Here is a 17646-nt window from a genome sequence, read left to right as displayed (position 1 = left end):
CACTTATTTAAACAACTTACTAAACAAAATTTATCCCTGCTGACGCACCGCTTCCGCGGTTTGTCGACTCCTCAATCCCGCGCAGTCCAGCGCTCCTGATTGAGCAGTTTCAAGCGATTCTCTGATAAAACTCCTGTTCAAACGCTAACGGTGTTTTATAGCCTAAAGTTGAATGAAGCCGTCTACCATTATAAAAGGCAAGATAGTCAATCACAGCAAGCTTGGCACAGGCTTTAGTAGCGAATCGATGATAATTCAAGGATTCATATTTGATGCTTCGAAAAAACCGCTCTGTAGGGGAGTTATCCCAGCAATTGCCTTTGCGACTCATACTCTGCTGCATTTTCATTAATTTCAATAGCTCCTGGTACTCATAACTCGCATATTGACTGCCGCGATCTGAGTGGTGCAGTAATCCTGGAGAGGGTTTTTTGCGCCAAAACGCCATCCGCAGAGCTTTGGAGCACAAAGATGTGCGCATATGATCATCGACTGCCCAACCGATGATTTGGCGTGAATACAGATCCATGACGACTGCAATATATACCCAGCCCTCCAAAGTCCATACATAACTAATATCCGTGGTCCAAGCCTGATTCGGAGCAGTCACCTTAAATTGGCGATTCAAGAGGTTAGAGGCCAGTTCGAACCCATGTCGACTATCCGTCGTTTGTTTGAACCGCTTTGGATAACGTACAGTTAGCCGCAGCTTTTCCATTATCCGACGAACTTTGTAACGCCCCACGGGAAATCCCTGGGCAGTTAATTCCTTGGCTAGTCGTCTGGAACCATATGTATTTTTACTGTCTCCAAAGAGTGCTTTCAATTTAACCTCAAGCATTGTGTCTTGTGGTTTAGGATGGTGGCCCTTAGAGTACCAGCGATAATAAGCACTTCGGCTAACTTGCATCATTTTGCATAACAGTTTAATCGAATAGGCTTTCTCTTGCTCTTTGATAAATTCATATTTTATTTCTGTTCTTGAGCAAAGAAAGCCGCGGCAGATTCAACCGATCATTGCAACACCTCGTTCAATTTATCTGCTGGAGACAGAAAGTTCAATGTTTTCCTAGGTCTTTCATTTAATTCTTTAGCAATTCGATCCAAATCAAATTGAGAATGAATACCTAGGTCTGTTTTTTTAGGCATATATTGTCTCAATAGACGATTAGTATTTTCGTTGGTTCCTCGTTGCCAAGGCGATTTAGGATCACAAAAATATACCTTTATTTCAGTGTCGATTGTAAATTTTTTATGCTTTGCTAATTCCATTCCACGATCCCAAGTAAGCGATTTTTTTAACTGGTTTGGAAGCTCTATAATTTTATTGGTAATAGCGTGTACAACACTGGCTGTATCGTTACCTGTAAGCTTAACTAACAAAGTGAATCTAGATGTTCGTTCAACTAATGTAGCAACGTAAGATTTATTTGAGCCGCAGATTAAATCCCCTTCCCAGTGACCTGGTACAGTGCGACTATCAATTTCTTTTGGCCTATCATGAATAGATACAGCATCTATAATCCCGCCTCGTGCGTTACCTTTTGTGTTAAATTTCTTGGACTGCCGCATGACTCTCTGTGTCCGCAGATGCGTCAATAGTTCTTTCTTTAGATGACCTCGAGATTGGACATAAAGTGTTTTATAAATAGATTCATGAGAAATATTCATAGCAGTATTATTCGGATAAGTACGCTTAAGATAACCAGATATTTGTTCTGGTGACCACTTGTTTGAAAGCTTATCTGCAATTATATCATTCAACAGTATATTAATTTGGAGCTTGGATTGTTTAGGGCGTTTTGCTCTTATCCATGTTTGTTTATCCGCTAATATGGCTCGATATTTTGAAATTCCTCCATTACGATTTATTTCCCGAGATATAGTCGACGGTGAGCGATTTAATGTCTTTGCAATAGTCCTGATAGATAAATTTGCTGATAAACCACGTGATATTTCCTCCCGTTCATACAAAGTTAATGCTTGTTTTGAGCGAATAGATTTAACAGGCTTTATACCACCGGATTTTTGTAGGAAACAAAAAATTGAACCCGCATGCTTGTTAAGCTGTCTTCCAATTTCACTAAGTGATTTGCCTTGCGACCATAAAGACCAAATTACATCTTGCTGATGTTCTGTAAAACTCCGTTTTGATAAAGCACGCACCATCGTCTCTCCTAAAAAGTTAACTATAACAAATTAGGTGTTGCAATGATCGGTTGAATCTGCCGCGGCCTTTTTTAAAATTTCTCTCTCCATCCTGAGCTTGTTATTTTCTTTTCTGAGGCGTAACAACTCTTCTCGTTCGTTTAAGCTCAGCTGAGAGCCTGAGGTACTAGCCCCTTTCTTTTCAGCCCCTTTTTCCATACTAACCCATTTCCTTAGGGCACTAATCGAAACACCTAAACTTGTAGCTGCTTCTGGAATGCTATAGCCTTTTGATAGCACCAACTGAACAGCATCCTGTTTGAATTCTAAACTAAAATACGGTCTCTTTCTTTGATTCATTACTTTCACTCCTATTGGTTATATTTTAACCTATAAAAGTGTCCAGGCATATTAGACCACTACAAGCCTTATGAAAGAAAGATGGCAACCTTAGTTGCATTTGCTCATCATTTTGAAGATACGACACAGGATGATGCCCTTGATATATTATCTATTGTCTTAAGTGAGCTATTTTCAAAAGCAAAGCGCTCTAATCATAAAAAGAGATTACGAACAATTAAGGATTTAGACTCTGCTGCAGCTACATTGATTGATGCTTGCAAAGTTGTCTTAGATAACAATCTTACTGATCAAGAAGTTCGTAATAAAATCTTTAATACCGTTGGATATGAGGAATTAATAATTGCTGTTACCGAAGCAAATGCACTAATTCAGCCGCCGGATGATGTTTTTTATCAAGAACTTGAAGATAAGGAACAAACAATTAAAAATTTTTTGCCGGCACTTCTTCGTGTGATTCACTTTGAGGGCAATGAAGCAGGAAAACCCATTATCCAGGCTCTTGATTGGTTAAAAAATAAATCAAAAAAAGAAGCACCAATGGTTTTAGTCAGCAAAACATGGAAACGATATGTTCTGGATAAAGGAAATCAGTTCAATAAAACTGCGTATATTTTTTGTGTTCTTGAGAGATTACAAGGAGCATTGAAACGCCGCGATCTCTTTGTTAGCCCAAGTTGGCGTTATTCTGATCCTAGAGCCAATCTTCATGGAGGAACAGAGTGGGAAGCTATACGCCCAGTGATTTGTCGCTCCTTGAACTTAACAAGTGAACCCCATGGTTATTTACAGGAGTTTGTTAATGAATTAGATGAAACATATAAATTGGTAGCTAAAAATTTTGATAATAACCCTTTTATAAGATTTGATCTGATTAAAGGCAATGAGGAGCTTATCCTAACCCAATTAGACAAGTTAGATGAGCCTGAATCGCTAAAACTATTGCGCAGTGAAGTTAAATCTAGACTTCCTCGTGTAGATTTGCCTGAAGTATTGCTAGAAATCGCTAAGCGAACTAACTTTATTTCAGCATTTACTCATATTAATGAAGGTAATGCTCGGGCTGTTGATTTAGAAATCAGTATTTGTGCTGTTTTACTCGCCCAAGCTTGTAATACTGGACTTGAACCTTTTGTTAGAGAAGACATTCCAGCATTAAAAAGAGATCGCTTGATCTGGGTTGATCAAAATTATATTCGCGATGAGACAATAACGGCATCTAACGCCATATTAGTTGCGGCACAAAACCAGAGTAAATTAGCAAAAAAATGGGGTGGTGGAGATATAGCCTCTGCTGATGGGATGCGTTTTGTTGTACCTGTCCGCTCGTTGCATTCAGCTCCCAATCCAAAGTACTTTAATCAAGGGCGTGGGGTAACCTGGTATAATTTACTTTCAAATCAAAGAACGGGATTGAATGATGTTACGGTGCCTGGAACATTGCGAGACAGTTTGATTCTACTAGGAGTAGTGCTAGAACAACAAACAGAGTTAAAACCTACTCGTATCATGACAGATACAGGTGCATATAGTGATATTGTATTTGGTTTGTTTCGTCTCTTGGGATACCGTTTTAGTCCACGATTAGCTGATTTGGGAGATGCTCGTTTTTGGCGGGTTGATCCACTAGCAGATTATGGCAAACTCAATATTCTGGCTAAACATCGTGCAAATCTTGATCGTATTATTCCTCATTGGGATGATGTGTTGCGTTTGGTTGGATCTTTAAAACTTGGCCGAGTACCAGCAACAGGGATTATGAGAACTCTTCAGGTTGGTGATAAACCAACAAGATTAGCGCAGGCGATTGCTGAAATTGGGCGTATAGATAAGACTATTCATATGCTTAACTATATTCATGATGAATCCTGTCGTCGTAGCACTTTATTGCAACTGAATTTGACAGAGGGAAGGCATAGCTTGGCACGCTCTGTCTTTCACGGAAAAAGAGGAGAACTACATCAACGCTATCGTGAAGGCCAAGAGGATCAATTAGGGGCACTAGGATTAGTGCTGAATGTTTTGGTTCACTGGAACACTATTTATATGGATGCAGCGCTAGATCAGCTAAAGAGCGATAACTTTCCTGTTAATGAAGAAGATGAAGTGCGACTATCACCGTTTGCAAAAGCACATTTTAATATGCTTGGTCGATATTCATTTTCAATGCCTGATGAAGTAAAAGATGGAAAATTAAGGTCACTAAGAGATCCTAATAATCCTTAAGTCGGTTGGCCGTTCCATTACTCCCCAAGCCCCGAATTTAAATATTCAAAATGACGCATCTGATGAGCAATAACCAACGCCTAATAACGTAGTAGCTACACACGTAGTAATACCTGAGGGTAACTTTCGTCCTATCGCAACCAATAAGAGCGCTAAAATTAAAGAGTTATAGTCGAAAGTGGTGTATGACAAGTTAAGTTAGGTGGCGTATTCTGTTGATTGTTCTTAGCGGGAACAAAAATCAACAAAGGAGATACGCCATGAAGGATTGTAGTCTAAAGCTTGCGTCAGCACCAGAGAGAGAAAGAGGTCTAGAAGACCCGTTAACTGAGGTGTTAAGGGAAGGAGCCAAGGAATTAATAAGAAAAGCAGTAGAAGCGGAGTTATCCGAGATGCTGTCAGCCTATTCTGAAGTGCGTTTACTGGATGGCCGTCCTTCAGTGGTTAGGAATGGTTATCTGCCTTCTCGCCAGATTCAGACAGGAATCGGCGAGGTGGAAGTTCAGGTACCTAAGGTAAGGGACCGCAGTGGCTCAGGCATTCACTTCAACAGCCAGCTATTGCCGCCTTATTTAAGACGTACTAAAAGCCTGGAAGAACTCATTCCCTGGCTGTATTTAAAGGGGTTATCCACGGGTGATTATACGGATGCCTTATCGGCATTGGTTGGAGAGAGTGCGCGAGGTTTATCGGCCAATACAGTATCCCGCTTAAAGGAAAAATGGCTTGATGAGCACAAGGAGTGGCAGCGCCAGGATTTAAGGAGCAAACGCTATGTTTATTGGTGGGCAGATGGTATTTACAGCAAGGTTCGTATGGATGATAAACTGTGCCTTCTAGTGATTATTGGTGTCACCGAGAGCGGATTAAAGGAACTTGTTGCCGTTTGTGATGGCTATCGGGAATCAACGGCTAGCTGGGAAGAAGTGCTGTTAAACTTACGTCAACGCGGTCTTCCTACAGCGCCTAAATTAGCGATTGGGGATGGTGCCTTAGGGTTTTGGGGAGCGATAAGCAAGGTTTATCCAGAAACCCGGCATCAACGATGCTGGGTGCACAAAACAGCTAATGTGTTGAACAAACTTCCCAAGTCTATGCAGCCTAAGGTAAAAGCCTCGCTACATGAGATTTGGATGGCTGAAAAGCGAGAAGATGCCTATAAGGCGTTTGATAATACAGTTGCGCTCTACAGTGCTAAATACCCAAAGGCCATGGAGTGCCTTGTCAAAGACAAAGAGGAGCTGCTGGCTTTCTATGACTTTCCAGCAGAGCACTGGATCCACATACGGACAACTAATCCTATTGAATCAGCCTTCTCCACAGTACGCTTGAGAACTCATAAGTCTAGAAACTGCGGCTCTAGAGACACCACTTTGGCCCTGAGGGCTCCCCTCATAAATAGGGATATTAAAAAGTGGCAGTGCATGAAGATATATGATCAAATAGTTTTGCGAACAATTTTGATTAGGATATCTCATGCACATAAAGCGATTTTTACACAATTTGCTATCAAGTACTATCCATGGAAAACGATTTAATACTCTTAATTTATTTATCAATGCCTTACTCAGGGAAAAAAAGCTGTCGTTAACTCAGTTGGGGCGAGCATTAAAAAATAAGGCTCAAGAAAAGAATAATATTAAACGCTGTGATCGTTTTTTAGGGAATAAAAAACTGCATGGAGAGCGATTCTCGATATACCAAAAAACAGCCCATAGGCCTAGCGCTCCGGAACTTGCGCCCTGACGCAAAAATTTAAAAATACCGTTTCATAGAAAGATTCGGTAATCTACTTCAAAAAGATCAGCGATTCGCTTCGCAAGTTCTTTACCGATAGCACGTCTTCCATTTTCCATGGCAGAAAGATTGGTTTGACTGACGTTTAATTTTTTAGCAAAATCAATCTGGCTCAATCCCTCCCGATATCTTAAGCCTTTTAATAACATACCTGGTTCACCAGATTCTTGAGTCAAATCACTAAATAGATCATCAATCGAAATGTACTTATCATCAGATGTAACTTTATAACGTTCCATCACTTCAATTGGAACCGCATAAAGTCCCCCATGCCAAGATATTTTGGCAACATCATCAGTATGGTGCTTTTTCGTGAGTGCCGACATAATATATTTCCGTAATTTTCAATTTTTTATCGATAACTTCCCAACAGCATACATAAGTTGGTTTCCCTTTACTCAGATGGCAGTGGCGTTTATCTCCAGGCATACCTTGTAACTTGCTATAATTTTTCCAACCCCCACCAGTCGCTGGGCCATGATGTTCAAGATGGCGAACCAACAATAACACGGCAGCCTGAACCGATTTTGGTAGCTTTAATATTTTTTTCCAACTTTGGTTGGTATTATTATTTTCCAGACCATAACAGTATTGTATATCCTTTTTTGATATATATCAAATATTGACAACTTAATTACCTAAGCAGTTGTTTTGTTTGAGGGAATATAAGGAATAATGCCGGCTCTATATGCTTGCTCTTGGATTTCATAGGTGGCTCTTCTGGCATCGATAATAAAACCATTCACCATAATCATCCATACCATAGGGTTATTATCCAAATTACTGCGTAAAGTCCATGCTGGATGGGGTCGCCTCAGAAAACGGAAAATAAAGCACGCTAAGCGAAAGCTCGATCATGCAGTTGGCAGGTCACGCCACAGGCGCATTTGAGGCGGAAACGGCCTGGCTACAACAATCTGCCAGCCCTTGTAAGATGCCGCATGCTTCTACCTGTCGAGCGCCTGAGCACCTCTCGCGCAAAACGGCCAAGTGTTTCTTCAACTGTAACAACGCTTCCACGCGGGCCTCTACTTGTTGGATATGGCCATCCAGTAGCGCATTGACCTCGCCGCAATCCTGATTCGGGTTATCTCGCAGGTCCAGCAATGCCTGGATTGCTCCCAGCGTCATGTCGAGCGAACGGCAATGGCGGATGAACTGCAAGCGCTCGACGTGAGCGTCACCGTATAGCCGGAAGTTGCCGCCGCTGCGCGCTGGCTTTGGCAATAGCCCCTCCTTCTCGTAATAGCGGATGGTGACGATCTCGCACCTTGTCCGCTTGGCAAGTTCACCAATCCTGATTTCCATATTTCATCCTCATTTAAAACTTGACTCTATAGTAGCTATAGGGTCTTTAATGAGCAATACAGAAATCTGCGTAAAGGAATTGTCATGAGCGAATGCGGTTCAAAGGGGTGCGGCTGCTCGACCGTGCCGATCAGCCAGCCCCCTGCGCAAGCCCAGCTAACGGCTGAATCGGCCCAAGCGGTCTACCGCATCGAGAACATGGATTGCCCCACGGAAGAGGCGCTGATCCGAAGCAAGCTAGCCGCGCTGCCGGGCGTGGTCGGGCTTGACTTCAACCTGATGCAGCGCACCTTGGCCGTGCGGCATGAACTGCCATCGTTGACTCCGGTTGAGCAAGCCTTGAAGGCCATCGGCATGCAGGCCGTGCGCATGGATAAAGCTTCTGACGAGCAGACGACCAAGCTGGTCATCGCCAAGATGGATTGTCCAACCGAAGAAGCGCTGATCCGCAACAAGCTTGCCACGGTAGCCGGGGTGACCAATCTCGATTTCAACCTGATGCAGCGCACCCTGTCCGTGCGCCATGCTGCCCACACCCTGCCGGAAGTATTGGCCGCGCTGAAATCTCTGAACTTCGAGGCGCAAGTGCTCAATGCGGAGGAAGCCAACGCCTCGCCGGCGATATCGACAGTCGCATCTACCAACTGGGGGCCGCTTGGCATCTCCTTGGCGGCTGCATTGGCTGCGGAAGCCGTCTACTGGTTCCACAACGGCAACCATTGGTCAGTCGTTGTTCTGGCGCTCGTCGCGATCTTCGCGGGCGGCCTTTCCACCTACAAGAAGGGCTGGATTGCGCTCAAGAACCGCAACCTCAACATGAACGCCCTGATGTCAATAGCCGTCACGGGCGCCATGTTGATCGGTCACTGGCCGGAAGCAGCGATGGTGATGGTGCTGTTTGCACTCGCTGAAGTGATCGAGGCAAAGTCGCTGGACCGTGCTCGCAACGCCATTCGTGGCCTGCTCGACCTTGCCCCGGAACAAGCCACGGTGCAGCAGCCGGATGGTTCGTGGCGCGAAGAGGATGCCAAGCAGGTCGCCATCGGCAGCCGGGTTCGGGTCAAGCCGGGTGAGCGTATCGCCCTCGATGGCGAAGTGCTGGAAGGACGCTCTACGGTCAACCAAGCGCCGATCACTGGTGAAAGCCTGCCAGTTGAAAAAGCGCCTGGTGATCTGGTGTTCGCCGCCACCATCAACGAATCCGGCTCGTTTGAGTATCGCGTTACGGCCACGGCCAGCAACTCCACATTGGCCCGCATTATCCACGCGGTGGAAGCTGCCCAAGGTAGCCGCGCACCTACTCAACGCTTTGTCGATCAGTTTGCACGCTGGTACACGCCAACCGTATTCGGTGTGGCGGTTGCGGTCGCACTGATTCCCCCGCTATTCATGGGCGCAGCGTGGCTGGACTGGATTTACCGCTCGCTGGTTTTGCTGGTCGTCGCCTGCCCGTGCGCGCTGGTAATCTCCACACCGGTCAGCATCGTTAGCGGCTTGGCGGCGGCGGCGCGGCACGGCATTCTTATCAAGGGTGGCGTCTATCTGGAAGAAGGCCGCAAGCTGCGCTGGCTGGCACTGGACAAGACCGGCACGATCACGCACGGCAAACCTGCGCAAACCGATTTCGTCGCGTGGGGCGATGCGCTACCAGCCAGCAGCCGAAGCATTGCCGCCAGTCTCGCGGCTCGCTCTGACCATCCCGTGTCCAAAGCCATAGCGCAGGCAGCGCATGCCGAAGGGGTTGCGCTACACGATGTTGCCGAGTTCGTTGCACTGCCCGGTCGTGGCGTGCGAGGCAGCATTGACGGTGTGACCTATCACCTTGGCAACCATCGGATGCTCGAAGAGCTGGGGCATTGTCCACCTGAATTGGAGCAGCGCATCGCTGCGATGGAGCGCGAAGGCAAAACTGTAGTGATCCTGGTGAGCACAAAGCGTGCGCAAGCCCTGATCGCGGTGGCAGACACCATCAAGGACAGCAGCAGGAGCGCTATCGGCGAGCTGCATGCGCTCGGCATCAACACCATGATGCTGACTGGCGACAACCCGCACACCGCGCAGGCAATTGCCACACAAGCCGGGATTGATCGGGCGCAGGGCAATTTGCTGCCAGAGGACAAACTGCGCGAGGTCGAACAACTGGCGCAGACTGGCAAGGTCGGGATGGTCGGCGACGGTATCAACGATGCCCCGGCGTTGGCACGTGCTGACATCGGATTTGCAATGGGGGCCGCTGGCACCGACACGGCCATTGAGACGGCGGACGTCGCCCTGATGGACGATGACTTGCGCAAGATTCCGACTTTTGTGCGCCTGTCACGTGCGACGGCTCAGGTACTGATGCAAAACATCGTGCTGGCACTGGGCATTAAAGCGGTGTTTCTGGTACTCACCTTCACTGGTCACGCGACCATGTGGATGGCCGTGTTTGCCGACATGGGAGCCAGCTTGCTTGTCGTGGGCAATGGCTTGAGGCTGTTGCGCCGATGAACTGGAAATTCATTCTCTATGACTGGTATGGTCTGAACGTCGCGTTGTTCCAGGTCATCAATGCGGGAACGCCTGCCGCGCTGGGACCGCTGGTGTGGTTCTTCAGCCTCGTAGGCAATTACTGGACAGCGCCCTTGACGCTGCTGGGTCTGTGGTGGTGGTCGAAGTCAGCAACCAATTTAGCCCGCGCTGATGCAGTTTGGCATCGGCTCATTGTTTTTGGCACCGCCTTCCTGCTGGCCTTGCTGGCCGCCACTGTCTTGAAGCTGTGGCTCGACTTCCCGCGTCCGCCCGCCGTCTTCGGCGAGTTAGTGCGCATCATCAGTGAGCATGAGCGGCACTACAGCCTGCCCAGTGGGCATGCTACCTATTCGGCGTTAGTTATCGGCGCGCTTTGGCCTTTGATGGGTCGCCGTGGCCGCGTCGGTTTGGTGCTTTATGCCGTCTTGGTCGGATGGTCGCGCATTGCTGCTGGAATGCACTTCCCGGCTGATGTGCTGGCGGGCTGGTGTCTAGGATTGGGCAGCACCGTTCTTGCCGGACGGCTGATACCGCTTGTCGCTCCCACGTGGCAGACGGCTCGCCACACGTCGGCCTCGGTCTGGTATGTGGTGGCCGTGTGCGCCTTCATGGCCGACCAGTTCGCCAAGCTCGCCGTCGTCCGCACGTATGCCTATGGCGAACAGGTCGAAGTCACGCCATTCTTCAATTTCGTTCATGTACTGAATCCGGGGGCCGCATTCAGCTTTCTGGCAGGCGCGGGCGGTTGGCAACGCTACTTCTTCATCGTCCTTGGCTTGGCAGTCTCGGCTTGGCTGGTACGCATGCTGAAACAGCGGTTGCCAAGCCTTGTACTATTATTACATTGGGAGTTGCAAATAGTTCCAAAAAGACAATCGCACAGAACCATCGCGTGGTGGTTCTGTTTATCATTTTAATGATTACTTCGGAAGTGTCACAGGATTTGGATAATGAGATGAAAAAACATAAGGGATTTACACTGATTGAGTTAATGATTGTTGTGGCTATCGTAGGAATTTTAGCAGCTATTGCAATCCCTGCTTATCAAGATTATACGATTCGCGCTCGAGTGACAGAGGGCTTAAGTTTAGCCTCCTCTGCTAAAGCGGCAGTCGCCGAAACCACAATAGCTAGAAATGCACTTCCCACCTCTCAAGCCGCTACTGGGTATGTCTCGCCGGCCGCTACGGCAAACGTTTCCTCCATCACCATTGCAGCAAATACTGGAGTGATAACAATTACTTATACAGCAGCTGCCGGAGGCGGTACCATCCTATTAACGCCTACTCTAAATGCAAATGGTGATTTGACTTGGACTTGCACCGGGGGAACTTTAGCAAATAAATACAGACCAGCTTCTTGTAGGCCGTAAATTCAAACCAGTACAAGACCCATACTATCATTCAATTGAGTGTATCTAGTATAACATTCGTTTTATTAGTACTATTTATTCTTTAGTCTCTTACTCCAGAGCAACTATGAGCTTGCACTTCATTGAAGAATACCCATATCCTGCCTTTCTCTGTGATACAGAAGGGACTATGATTTTAAATAATCAAGCGTATAGAGATTTTTTCCATGTTGAGGAGTGTTTATTTAGTGTTTCCCTCAGTCACTACACTGAGCTTCATGCACTTTTTGAAATTTTAAAAAATTCTGCCCCCGGTTTAATAAAGACCTATCACAACACTATAGTTTTGCAATGGGTAGCAACGACTTGTTTATTTTTATTACAACATCCTGTGATAGCTTGTTTGAGTCAACCTTTGGAACAAGAACAATGATATGAATAGCTCGGTTCGTCCATGCTTTACCCAGAACACCGCCGAAGAAACGAGGTGGTATACAGGCTATAATTGATAATAGGAGTTAACTCTAATAGAAAATAATCCATCGGTAACATTAATTAAAAAAATAAAAAGGTTAATGCAGAGAACATGAAACCAAATCGCTCTCCACTACAAGACGAGTGCTTTTTGTTATTACTGGAAAGCTCTCTTAGGTCAATCCCTTTCAATGGCTTATTATCGGTATTGATATCCTTCTATCTACTCTACCGACAAGCACCACTTCATTGGGTGATGACCTGGTTACTTGCTGTCATCTTTTTAAGCATAGTACGCTTGCTGTATAGTAAGTATTGTATTAAATCAAAGCGTTATCTTCCTCAGCAAAAGCGAGCCCTACACATCTTTATGGCCTTGACATTCCTAATGGGTGCCTTGTGGGGGAGCTCTTATCTAGTATTTTATCCTTACTTTTTAAAAATGAACCAAAATATCATAACCTTGGTTCTCGGGGGAATGGCATCAGGAGCTCTCGCATCATTATCCGTTTATCTTCCTGCCTACTGTGCGTATTTATTACCGATGTTTTTACCTCTAATCGTTTACAACTATTGGTTGGGTGGATTTAATCACAGTATTTTAGCGACGATGTTCTCTTTATTTGTTCTCATGTTACTCATTACAGCAAAATCCCAATCTAAAATTTTACAAAACACTATTCGATTAACCAAAGAAAAAGAGGAAGCACTTATTGAAATCAAGCGTTTATCTATCACCGATTCACTGACGGGCCTTTATAATCGGCGATATTTTGACCAAAGACTAAGTGAAGAGTTTGCTAGAGCCAAACGCAATCATCATCCAATTAACTTGGTGTTAATCGACGTTGATGACTTTAAACGACTTAATGACAACTATGGCCACCCCTCAGGTGATTTGTTTTTAAAGAATTTAGCTGCAGCCATAAAAAATTCTGCCCAGAGAGCAAATGATACTTCTTTTCGGATTGGGGGAGATGAATTTGCTACTATTCTGTCGAACACCTCACTGGAGGACGCTATTCTAGTATGCCAGAAATTACAAAATAAAGTTCAATCTGAAGTGTCGAATGCAACTACACTGAGTATTGGTATCGTGAGTGTGTCCCCAAGCTGCCCAGAGGAAGACGTAGAGCAAATCATTTCAGTAGCCGATAAAACATTGTATGAAGCAAAGAAAAGCGGAAAAAATCAAGTTCGCTCTCAACAGCTTCATTGCCTATAATCCAGAGCAATATTGACATAAGCAGCATTTAAAATAGTTCCAAGAAATAAGGATTCTAGATGAACATACTAATCACTGGTGGCTGCGGTTTTATTGGCTCTCATCTTGCCCAATACTATCTTGGAAAAGGGCATAAGGTTGTATGCGTTGACAATTTAGACACTGGAAAAATTGAAAATATCAATGAATTCAAACAGCATCATTCATTTACATTTGAGAAAACCGATTTATTGACTTGGCCAAACTTGCAAGATACAGTGAGTTGGGCAGATGTGATTTTCCATCTAGCCGCATCGGTTGGAATGTTTAAAGTCTTACATGATCCAATCGCTGTAATAAATAATAATATTATTGCCTGCAACCATTTGCTACAGGCAATCGATAAGGCTCAAAAAAAACCTATTACGGTCATTGTTTCCTCATCTGCTGTTTATGGTGATTCAAAAGGGCTGTGCGAAAGTAGTTCCCTAAATTTGAAACCTCTTACAAACTCCCATATGACTTATTCCATAAGTAAACTAACTGAGGAAATAATCGGGTACGCCTATTTTTATCAAAAAAATATACCTGTCATACTACCCCGAATATTTAATACAATTGGCCCCAGGCAGACAGGGCAATACGGGATGGTTGTTCCACGTTTTATAAAACAAGCTTGTGAGAATGAGCCAATTACTGTTTTTGGTGATGGCCATCAGACCCGCTCTTTTTGTGACGTAAGGGATGTGGTAGCGGCTCTTGATTTACTTATCAATACTCCTGCGAGTATTGGTAAGAGTATCAATATTGGAAATAATAGAGAAATCTCTATCAATAATCTGGCGGAATTAACAAAAAGTTACTCAAATAGTAACTCTACAATTGTTCACATCCCTTATGAAGAGGCTTATGGGGTCGATTATGTGGATATTGAACAACGTTGCCCTAACCTTAACACCTTACTCACGCTAACGTCTTTTCAGCACAAATGGACTTTAGAAGAGACTTTGAAGGATTTAATTACTAAGTACAAACAATCCCCAAATAATGGATGAACTATAGGGCATCCTAATTGATCAAAGATTAGCCTCTGGTATTTGTGGAACTGGCCATCAGTGGACAAGGAAAACACCGTTGACTAGGATTAAAGAGTCTTTGGAGGAATTACCATGTGCGGCCGATTTTCTGTCGACACCGATATCGAGAAACTAAAACAGCAATTTGAAGTCACAACGGTTGAGCCTTTACCCCAAAGTCGCAATGTCGCGCCAACGGAGGCCGCCCTTTGCCTTATTCCCACTGAAGAAGGCTTAAAGGCCGTGCAAATGCGCTGGGGCATTGTGCCCTGGTATGCGAAAAGCAAAAAATCAATGCTGCTCATTAATGCACGCGCTGAACAAGCCGCCGAAAAGCCGGCCTTTAAACAAGCGATTAAATACCGGCGCTGCCTTTTAATTATGAATGGTTTTTTTGAATGGCAGCATCACCCTAAAGACAATAAAACCGTCAAACAACCCTATTACATTCATCAGAAAGACAATGCCCTTTTAGCGGTCGCTGCCATTTGGGAGCGCTTTGAACCTGAGCCAGACCTGATTATTCCTTCCTGCTGCTTACTGACCACCTCGCCCAATGAACTGGTCAGTCAACTCCATGACCGAATGCCCTGGTTTTTAAACGAGACCCAGCAAGCAAAATGGCTCTCCCCTGCCCCGTTTTCCACTGAGGAAGTGAGTAACTTACTCCATCAACCACAGTCGGTTGAGCTCGTCTGCCATCCCGTGACGCCTAAAATGAATTCCGCACTGTATAAGGGGGACGATTGCATTGAAGTTCTGCCGACTGATGCCTCCATGACAGAATGATTTTTGAGGCCCTACAATTTCAAACATCCATGCACTGGATTTTCTTTCGCGTTTAAGCCACCATTATCTGTACCGCAAAATTCCTTTTTAAAGACAAGGAGTGTCTATGGAATGGCAAATCGGCGAGACCGTGTACTGGCTAGGCCAGAAACAACACACCCCAGATTTTGGTTTATTCCCTTTATCGATTGCGATTGTAAAAGAGACTATCCAAGACATTCGCACGCATACCCCTCATCAAAATCCTATCGTGACTGCCCGTTTCGCTTTTGGCCTGGATGAGGTATTTAAATGTAAAGAAGACGCATTGAACGCTTTAAAGCAACAAGCGATGGCGCTTTAAGCAATCCGACGCAACGACTTTCCAATTTTTATCGAATGCAGTAATTCAATCGAGGTCGGCACTATCAAGACAAGCGTTTAGGCAAAGAAACGCTTCCATAACAAGGAGAACAAGGATGTTAAGCATTGGTGATACAGTATACTGGCTTTCACAAGCACAGCACGATGCCGATGAGGGCACATTTCCACTGGATATTTCAATTCAAAAAGAACGCATCGAAGAGATTATAACCGGTGAATCAGGTCACGCGCTGTATAGAACTGACTACGACCGCCACTTAAAAGCAGAAGAAACATTTCCCTCCGCAGAAGAGGCCTTAAAGGCATTGATTGAACAATGCGAAACCCTTCTATTGTCACCGGACACCGAGGAAGCCTCCTTCTTTGCTCTAAGTGACTAAGCAAGCCAGTAGTGCAAAGACCGCAATCAGATACAAAGGGTACAATCCGCTTTTCAATCCAAATCCAGGGATTGATGAAGCGTAAAAAAAGACTGCCAGGGGTTTTTCTCGCAAAGTGTGAAGCCGTTTCAGTAATGAGTGAAGGGTATAAAACGTATCCTCAAACTGGTCGGTTAATTCATCCCAATGAAGCGGCACTGCCACCGGCGCTTTTGGGCGGGCTCGGGTAGAATAAGGGGCAATGGCGGTGGTGTCCCATTGGTTGCGCAAAATAATCGATGAAGACTTTCCCTTGGCGCTTTTTCTTGGCCATGTTACTGACATAACGGTCAGGTGCGATGGTTTCCAGTGTTTGGACAAAGGCCTTGGTAAATCGTTTAATCGCATCCCAATCGTGTTCGGGGAGAATGGGGGCAACCACATGCAAGCCCTTGCCACCGGTGGTTTTTACAAAGGAGGTTAATTGCATTGTATTGAGATAATGGCGCACGGTTTGAGCCGCAAGAACTACTTCATTCCAGGCCACATCGGGGGCTGGATCTAAATCGAAGACGATAACATCCGCTTGTTCCAGGTGAGCGATGGTGCTGCCCCAGGGATGAATTTCCAATACCCCCATTTGCACTAAACTTAAAAGCCCTTTTTCATCCTCCACCGTGAGATAGTCCTCCCATTGCCGGGTTTTTTTGTCTTGAATGGGTATCGGTTTTAAGGCAGGGCTTGAAGAAGCCGTTCGATGCTTTTGATAAAAACAGTGCTGATAGCCCTCAGGGCAACGTAACAAGGTGAGCGGACGTTCCCGAATGAAGGGCAACATCCATTCAGCCACCGCTTCATAGTAATCATACAGCTGCTGTTTGCTAATCCCATCCTCTGGGTAAAGAAGTTTTTCCGGGTGACTCAGACGAACGCGGGATTTTTCAGATGGCTTCGCTGATTCAGGTACTACCTTTTCAAGCAACGAGACCGTAAGCGTTTCTTCCCGGTGAATCGTCTTTGCGGTCTTATCACGCCGAAGCCCCTTAAAACTCGGATGCCTTAAATTACTTTCTTTAGTCCATTCGCTAAATTCCACCTCAGCGACTAATTCCGGTTTAACCCAAGTGGCGGTGCGACAACCCGGTGGATTGGTGGTGAAGGGATTTTTTTCAATAACCAGCGGCAGTAATGCCTGATAAACTGTTTTTAACGAAGCTTCCGTAAACCCCGTACCCACATTGCCGCTGTACTCCAACTTCCCTTTCTCATTAAAAACCCCTAAATATAAAGAGCCAAAATAACGCCTGGCCCCCTGCGGCGGTGTAAATCCCGCGATAACATATTCTTGGCGTTTGACGCATTTGATTTTAAGCCAGCTTTTGCTGCGTTTGGTCTGATAAGGGCTATCCGCTAATTTAGACACAATGCCTTCAAGGCCCAAACGACAGGCATTGGCGAACACCTCACGGCCCTCGCCAATAATATGGTCGTTGTAGCGAATAGCACTTGGTGCCTGGCGAAGTACTGCTTTTAGTAGCGATTTACGCTCAATAAGCGGCAAAGATAGTAAGCTTTTACTGTGGTAATACGGCATGTCATAAACAATAATAACGAAATGGTGAATGGGAACCGGCATCAATGGCATTTTGCATGCACTGAAAACTCGCGCGATTGGATTCA

Annotated in this window: 18 protein-coding genes and 1 pseudogene; 11 read left to right on the top strand and 8 right to left on the bottom strand. The window is 45.3% G+C overall.

What is annotated here, in order from left to right; translation table 11 throughout:
- Positions 1-109: 109 nt before the first annotated feature.
- The 3 genes from DYH61_RS15055 to DYH61_RS15045 are packed head-to-tail and all read right to left on the bottom strand — an operon-like array spanning position 110 to position 2508.
- The gene (locus tag DYH61_RS15055) at positions 110-1006 is read right to left on the bottom strand and encodes an IS3 family transposase (RefSeq protein WP_115343297.1); all 897 of its coding nucleotides are present in this window, start codon (positions 1004-1006) and stop codon (positions 110-112) included.
- A gap of 8 nt (positions 1007-1014) precedes the next feature.
- A complete protein-coding gene (locus tag DYH61_RS15050; protein WP_058508500.1) occupies positions 1015-2169 on the bottom strand; it encodes an IS30 family transposase in 1155 nt (384 codons plus the stop codon).
- A gap of 30 nt (positions 2170-2199) precedes the next feature.
- Positions 2200-2508 carry a transposase gene (locus DYH61_RS15045; protein WP_115343324.1) on the bottom strand — a complete coding sequence of 103 codons (309 nt, stop codon included), beginning with the start codon at positions 2506-2508 and terminating at the stop codon, positions 2200-2202.
- Positions 2509-2574: 66 nt separating this feature from the next.
- On the opposite strand from DYH61_RS15045, the pseudogene DYH61_RS15040 reads away from it, so the two are divergent.
- Both DYH61_RS15040 and DYH61_RS15035 read left to right on the top strand, forming a co-directional pair.
- Positions 2575-4734: pseudogene (locus tag DYH61_RS15040) on the top strand (Tn3 family transposase); the annotation flags it as partial.
- Between the two features lie 260 nt (positions 4735-4994).
- Positions 4995-6272 carry an IS256 family transposase gene (locus tag DYH61_RS15035; RefSeq protein WP_256595727.1) on the top strand — a complete coding sequence of 426 codons (1278 nt, stop codon included), beginning with the start codon at positions 4995-4997 and terminating at the stop codon, positions 6270-6272.
- A gap of 231 nt (positions 6273-6503) precedes the next feature.
- Here the strand turns inward: DYH61_RS15035 and DYH61_RS15030 are convergent, their stop codons facing one another.
- The 3 genes from DYH61_RS15030 to cadR all read right to left on the bottom strand — a co-directional run bounded on the left by DYH61_RS15030 (position 6504) and on the right by cadR (position 7839).
- Positions 6504-6857, bottom strand: coding sequence for a helix-turn-helix transcriptional regulator (locus DYH61_RS15030; RefSeq protein WP_058523794.1), 354 nt, complete (start codon positions 6855-6857; stop codon positions 6504-6506).
- Positions 6858-7169: 312 nt separating this feature from the next.
- Positions 7170-7295, bottom strand: a complete 126-nt coding sequence (locus DYH61_RS15935; protein WP_256595726.1) for a hypothetical protein — start codon at positions 7293-7295, stop codon at positions 7170-7172.
- 106 nt (positions 7296-7401) lie between these two features.
- Complete coding sequence (gene cadR, locus DYH61_RS15020; protein WP_003052301.1) at positions 7402-7839, bottom strand: Cd(II)/Pb(II)-responsive transcriptional regulator; 438 nt, start codon at positions 7837-7839, stop codon at positions 7402-7404.
- Positions 7840-7923: 84 nt separating this feature from the next.
- Here cadR and DYH61_RS15015 point away from each other — a divergent pair, with 84 nt between their 5' ends.
- From DYH61_RS15015 to DYH61_RS14975, 9 genes are all read left to right on the top strand, one after another.
- Positions 7924-10329, top strand: a complete 2406-nt coding sequence (locus DYH61_RS15015; RefSeq protein WP_058523796.1) for a heavy metal translocating P-type ATPase — start codon at positions 7924-7926, stop codon at positions 10327-10329.
- A complete protein-coding gene (locus tag DYH61_RS15010; protein WP_083503128.1) occupies positions 10326-11267 on the top strand; it encodes a phosphatase PAP2 family protein in 942 nt (313 codons plus the stop codon). Before DYH61_RS15015 ends, DYH61_RS15010 begins: the two co-directional genes overlap by 4 nt.
- A 38-nt stretch (positions 11268-11305) precedes the next feature.
- Positions 11306-11722, top strand: coding sequence for a pilin (locus tag DYH61_RS15005; RefSeq protein ID WP_058523800.1), 417 nt, complete (start codon positions 11306-11308; stop codon positions 11720-11722).
- Positions 11723-11828: 106 nt separating this feature from the next.
- Positions 11829-12134 carry a hypothetical protein gene (locus tag DYH61_RS15000; RefSeq protein WP_058523797.1) on the top strand — a complete coding sequence of 102 codons (306 nt, stop codon included), beginning with the start codon at positions 11829-11831 and terminating at the stop codon, positions 12132-12134.
- A gap of 297 nt (positions 12135-12431) precedes the next feature.
- A complete protein-coding gene (locus tag DYH61_RS14995) occupies positions 12432-13400 on the top strand; it encodes a GGDEF domain-containing protein (protein WP_218564196.1) in 969 nt (322 codons plus the stop codon).
- A 59-nt stretch (positions 13401-13459) separates the two neighbouring features.
- Positions 13460-14434: an NAD-dependent epimerase/dehydratase family protein gene (locus DYH61_RS14990; protein ID WP_058508226.1), complete on the top strand. Its 975-nt coding sequence runs from the start codon at positions 13460-13462 to the stop codon at positions 14432-14434.
- Positions 14435-14548: 114 nt separating this feature from the next.
- The gene (locus tag DYH61_RS14985; RefSeq protein WP_058508227.1) at positions 14549-15244 is read left to right on the top strand and encodes an SOS response-associated peptidase; all 696 of its coding nucleotides are present in this window, start codon (positions 14549-14551) and stop codon (positions 15242-15244) included.
- Between the two features lie 106 nt (positions 15245-15350).
- The gene (locus DYH61_RS14980) at positions 15351-15587 is read left to right on the top strand and encodes a hypothetical protein (RefSeq protein ID WP_115343323.1); all 237 of its coding nucleotides are present in this window, start codon (positions 15351-15353) and stop codon (positions 15585-15587) included.
- Between the two features lie 115 nt (positions 15588-15702).
- The gene (locus DYH61_RS14975) at positions 15703-15987 is read left to right on the top strand and encodes a hypothetical protein (protein WP_058508229.1); all 285 of its coding nucleotides are present in this window, start codon (positions 15703-15705) and stop codon (positions 15985-15987) included.
- Here DYH61_RS14975 and ligD (DYH61_RS16010) read toward each other — a convergent pair.
- Both ligD (DYH61_RS16010) and ligD (DYH61_RS14970) read right to left on the bottom strand, forming a co-directional pair.
- On the bottom strand, positions 15976-16257 hold the full coding sequence (gene ligD / locus DYH61_RS16010) for a non-homologous end-joining DNA ligase LigD (RefSeq protein WP_420812665.1): 282 nt from the start codon (positions 16255-16257) through the stop codon (positions 15976-15978). The genes DYH61_RS14975 and ligD (DYH61_RS16010) overlap by 12 nt on opposite strands.
- A partial coding sequence (gene ligD / locus DYH61_RS14970) for a DNA ligase D (RefSeq protein ID WP_115343322.1) occupies positions 16166-17646 on the bottom strand: 1481 nt, incomplete at its 5' end. The genes ligD (DYH61_RS16010) and ligD (DYH61_RS14970), both read right to left, overlap by 92 nt.

The sequence above is a fragment of the Legionella quinlivanii genome (assembly GCF_900461555.1).
Classification (GTDB): Bacteria; Pseudomonadota; Gammaproteobacteria; order Legionellales; family Legionellaceae; genus Legionella_C; species Legionella_C quinlivanii.
Note: the sequence above shows the minus strand (reverse complement) of the source record. Positions and strands in the feature narration are given on the sequence as shown.

Excerpts from the sequence above, each read along its gene's own strand:
- DYH61_RS15050 (WP_058508500.1), bottom strand. The coding sequence starts at position 2,169 with ATGGTGCGTGCTTTATCAAAACGGAGTTTTACAGAACATCAGCAAGAT.
- DYH61_RS15045 (WP_115343324.1), bottom strand. The coding sequence starts at position 2,508 with ATGAATCAAAGAAAGAGACCGTATTTTAGTTTAGAATTCAAACAGGAT.
- DYH61_RS15035 (WP_256595727.1), top strand. The coding sequence starts at position 4,995 with ATGAAGGATTGTAGTCTAAAGCTTGCGTCAGCACCAGAGAGAGAAAGA.
- DYH61_RS15030 (WP_058523794.1), bottom strand. The coding sequence starts at position 6,857 with ATGTCGGCACTCACGAAAAAGCACCATACTGATGATGTTGCCAAAATA.
- DYH61_RS15935 (WP_256595726.1), bottom strand. The coding sequence starts at position 7,295 with ATGGTATGGATGATTATGGTGAATGGTTTTATTATCGATGCCAGAAGA.
- cadR (WP_003052301.1), bottom strand. The coding sequence starts at position 7,839 with ATGGAAATCAGGATTGGTGAACTTGCCAAGCGGACAAGGTGCGAGATC.
- DYH61_RS15015 (WP_058523796.1), top strand. The coding sequence starts at position 7,924 with ATGAGCGAATGCGGTTCAAAGGGGTGCGGCTGCTCGACCGTGCCGATC.
- DYH61_RS15010 (WP_083503128.1), top strand. The coding sequence starts at position 10,326 with ATGAACTGGAAATTCATTCTCTATGACTGGTATGGTCTGAACGTCGCG.
- DYH61_RS15005 (WP_058523800.1), top strand. The coding sequence starts at position 11,306 with ATGAAAAAACATAAGGGATTTACACTGATTGAGTTAATGATTGTTGTG.
- DYH61_RS15000 (WP_058523797.1), top strand. The coding sequence starts at position 11,829 with ATGAGCTTGCACTTCATTGAAGAATACCCATATCCTGCCTTTCTCTGT.
- DYH61_RS14995 (WP_218564196.1), top strand. The coding sequence starts at position 12,432 with ATGACCTGGTTACTTGCTGTCATCTTTTTAAGCATAGTACGCTTGCTG.
- DYH61_RS14990 (WP_058508226.1), top strand. The coding sequence starts at position 13,460 with ATGAACATACTAATCACTGGTGGCTGCGGTTTTATTGGCTCTCATCTT.
- DYH61_RS14985 (WP_058508227.1), top strand. The coding sequence starts at position 14,549 with ATGTGCGGCCGATTTTCTGTCGACACCGATATCGAGAAACTAAAACAG.
- DYH61_RS14980 (WP_115343323.1), top strand. The coding sequence starts at position 15,351 with ATGGAATGGCAAATCGGCGAGACCGTGTACTGGCTAGGCCAGAAACAA.
- DYH61_RS14975 (WP_058508229.1), top strand. The coding sequence starts at position 15,703 with ATGTTAAGCATTGGTGATACAGTATACTGGCTTTCACAAGCACAGCAC.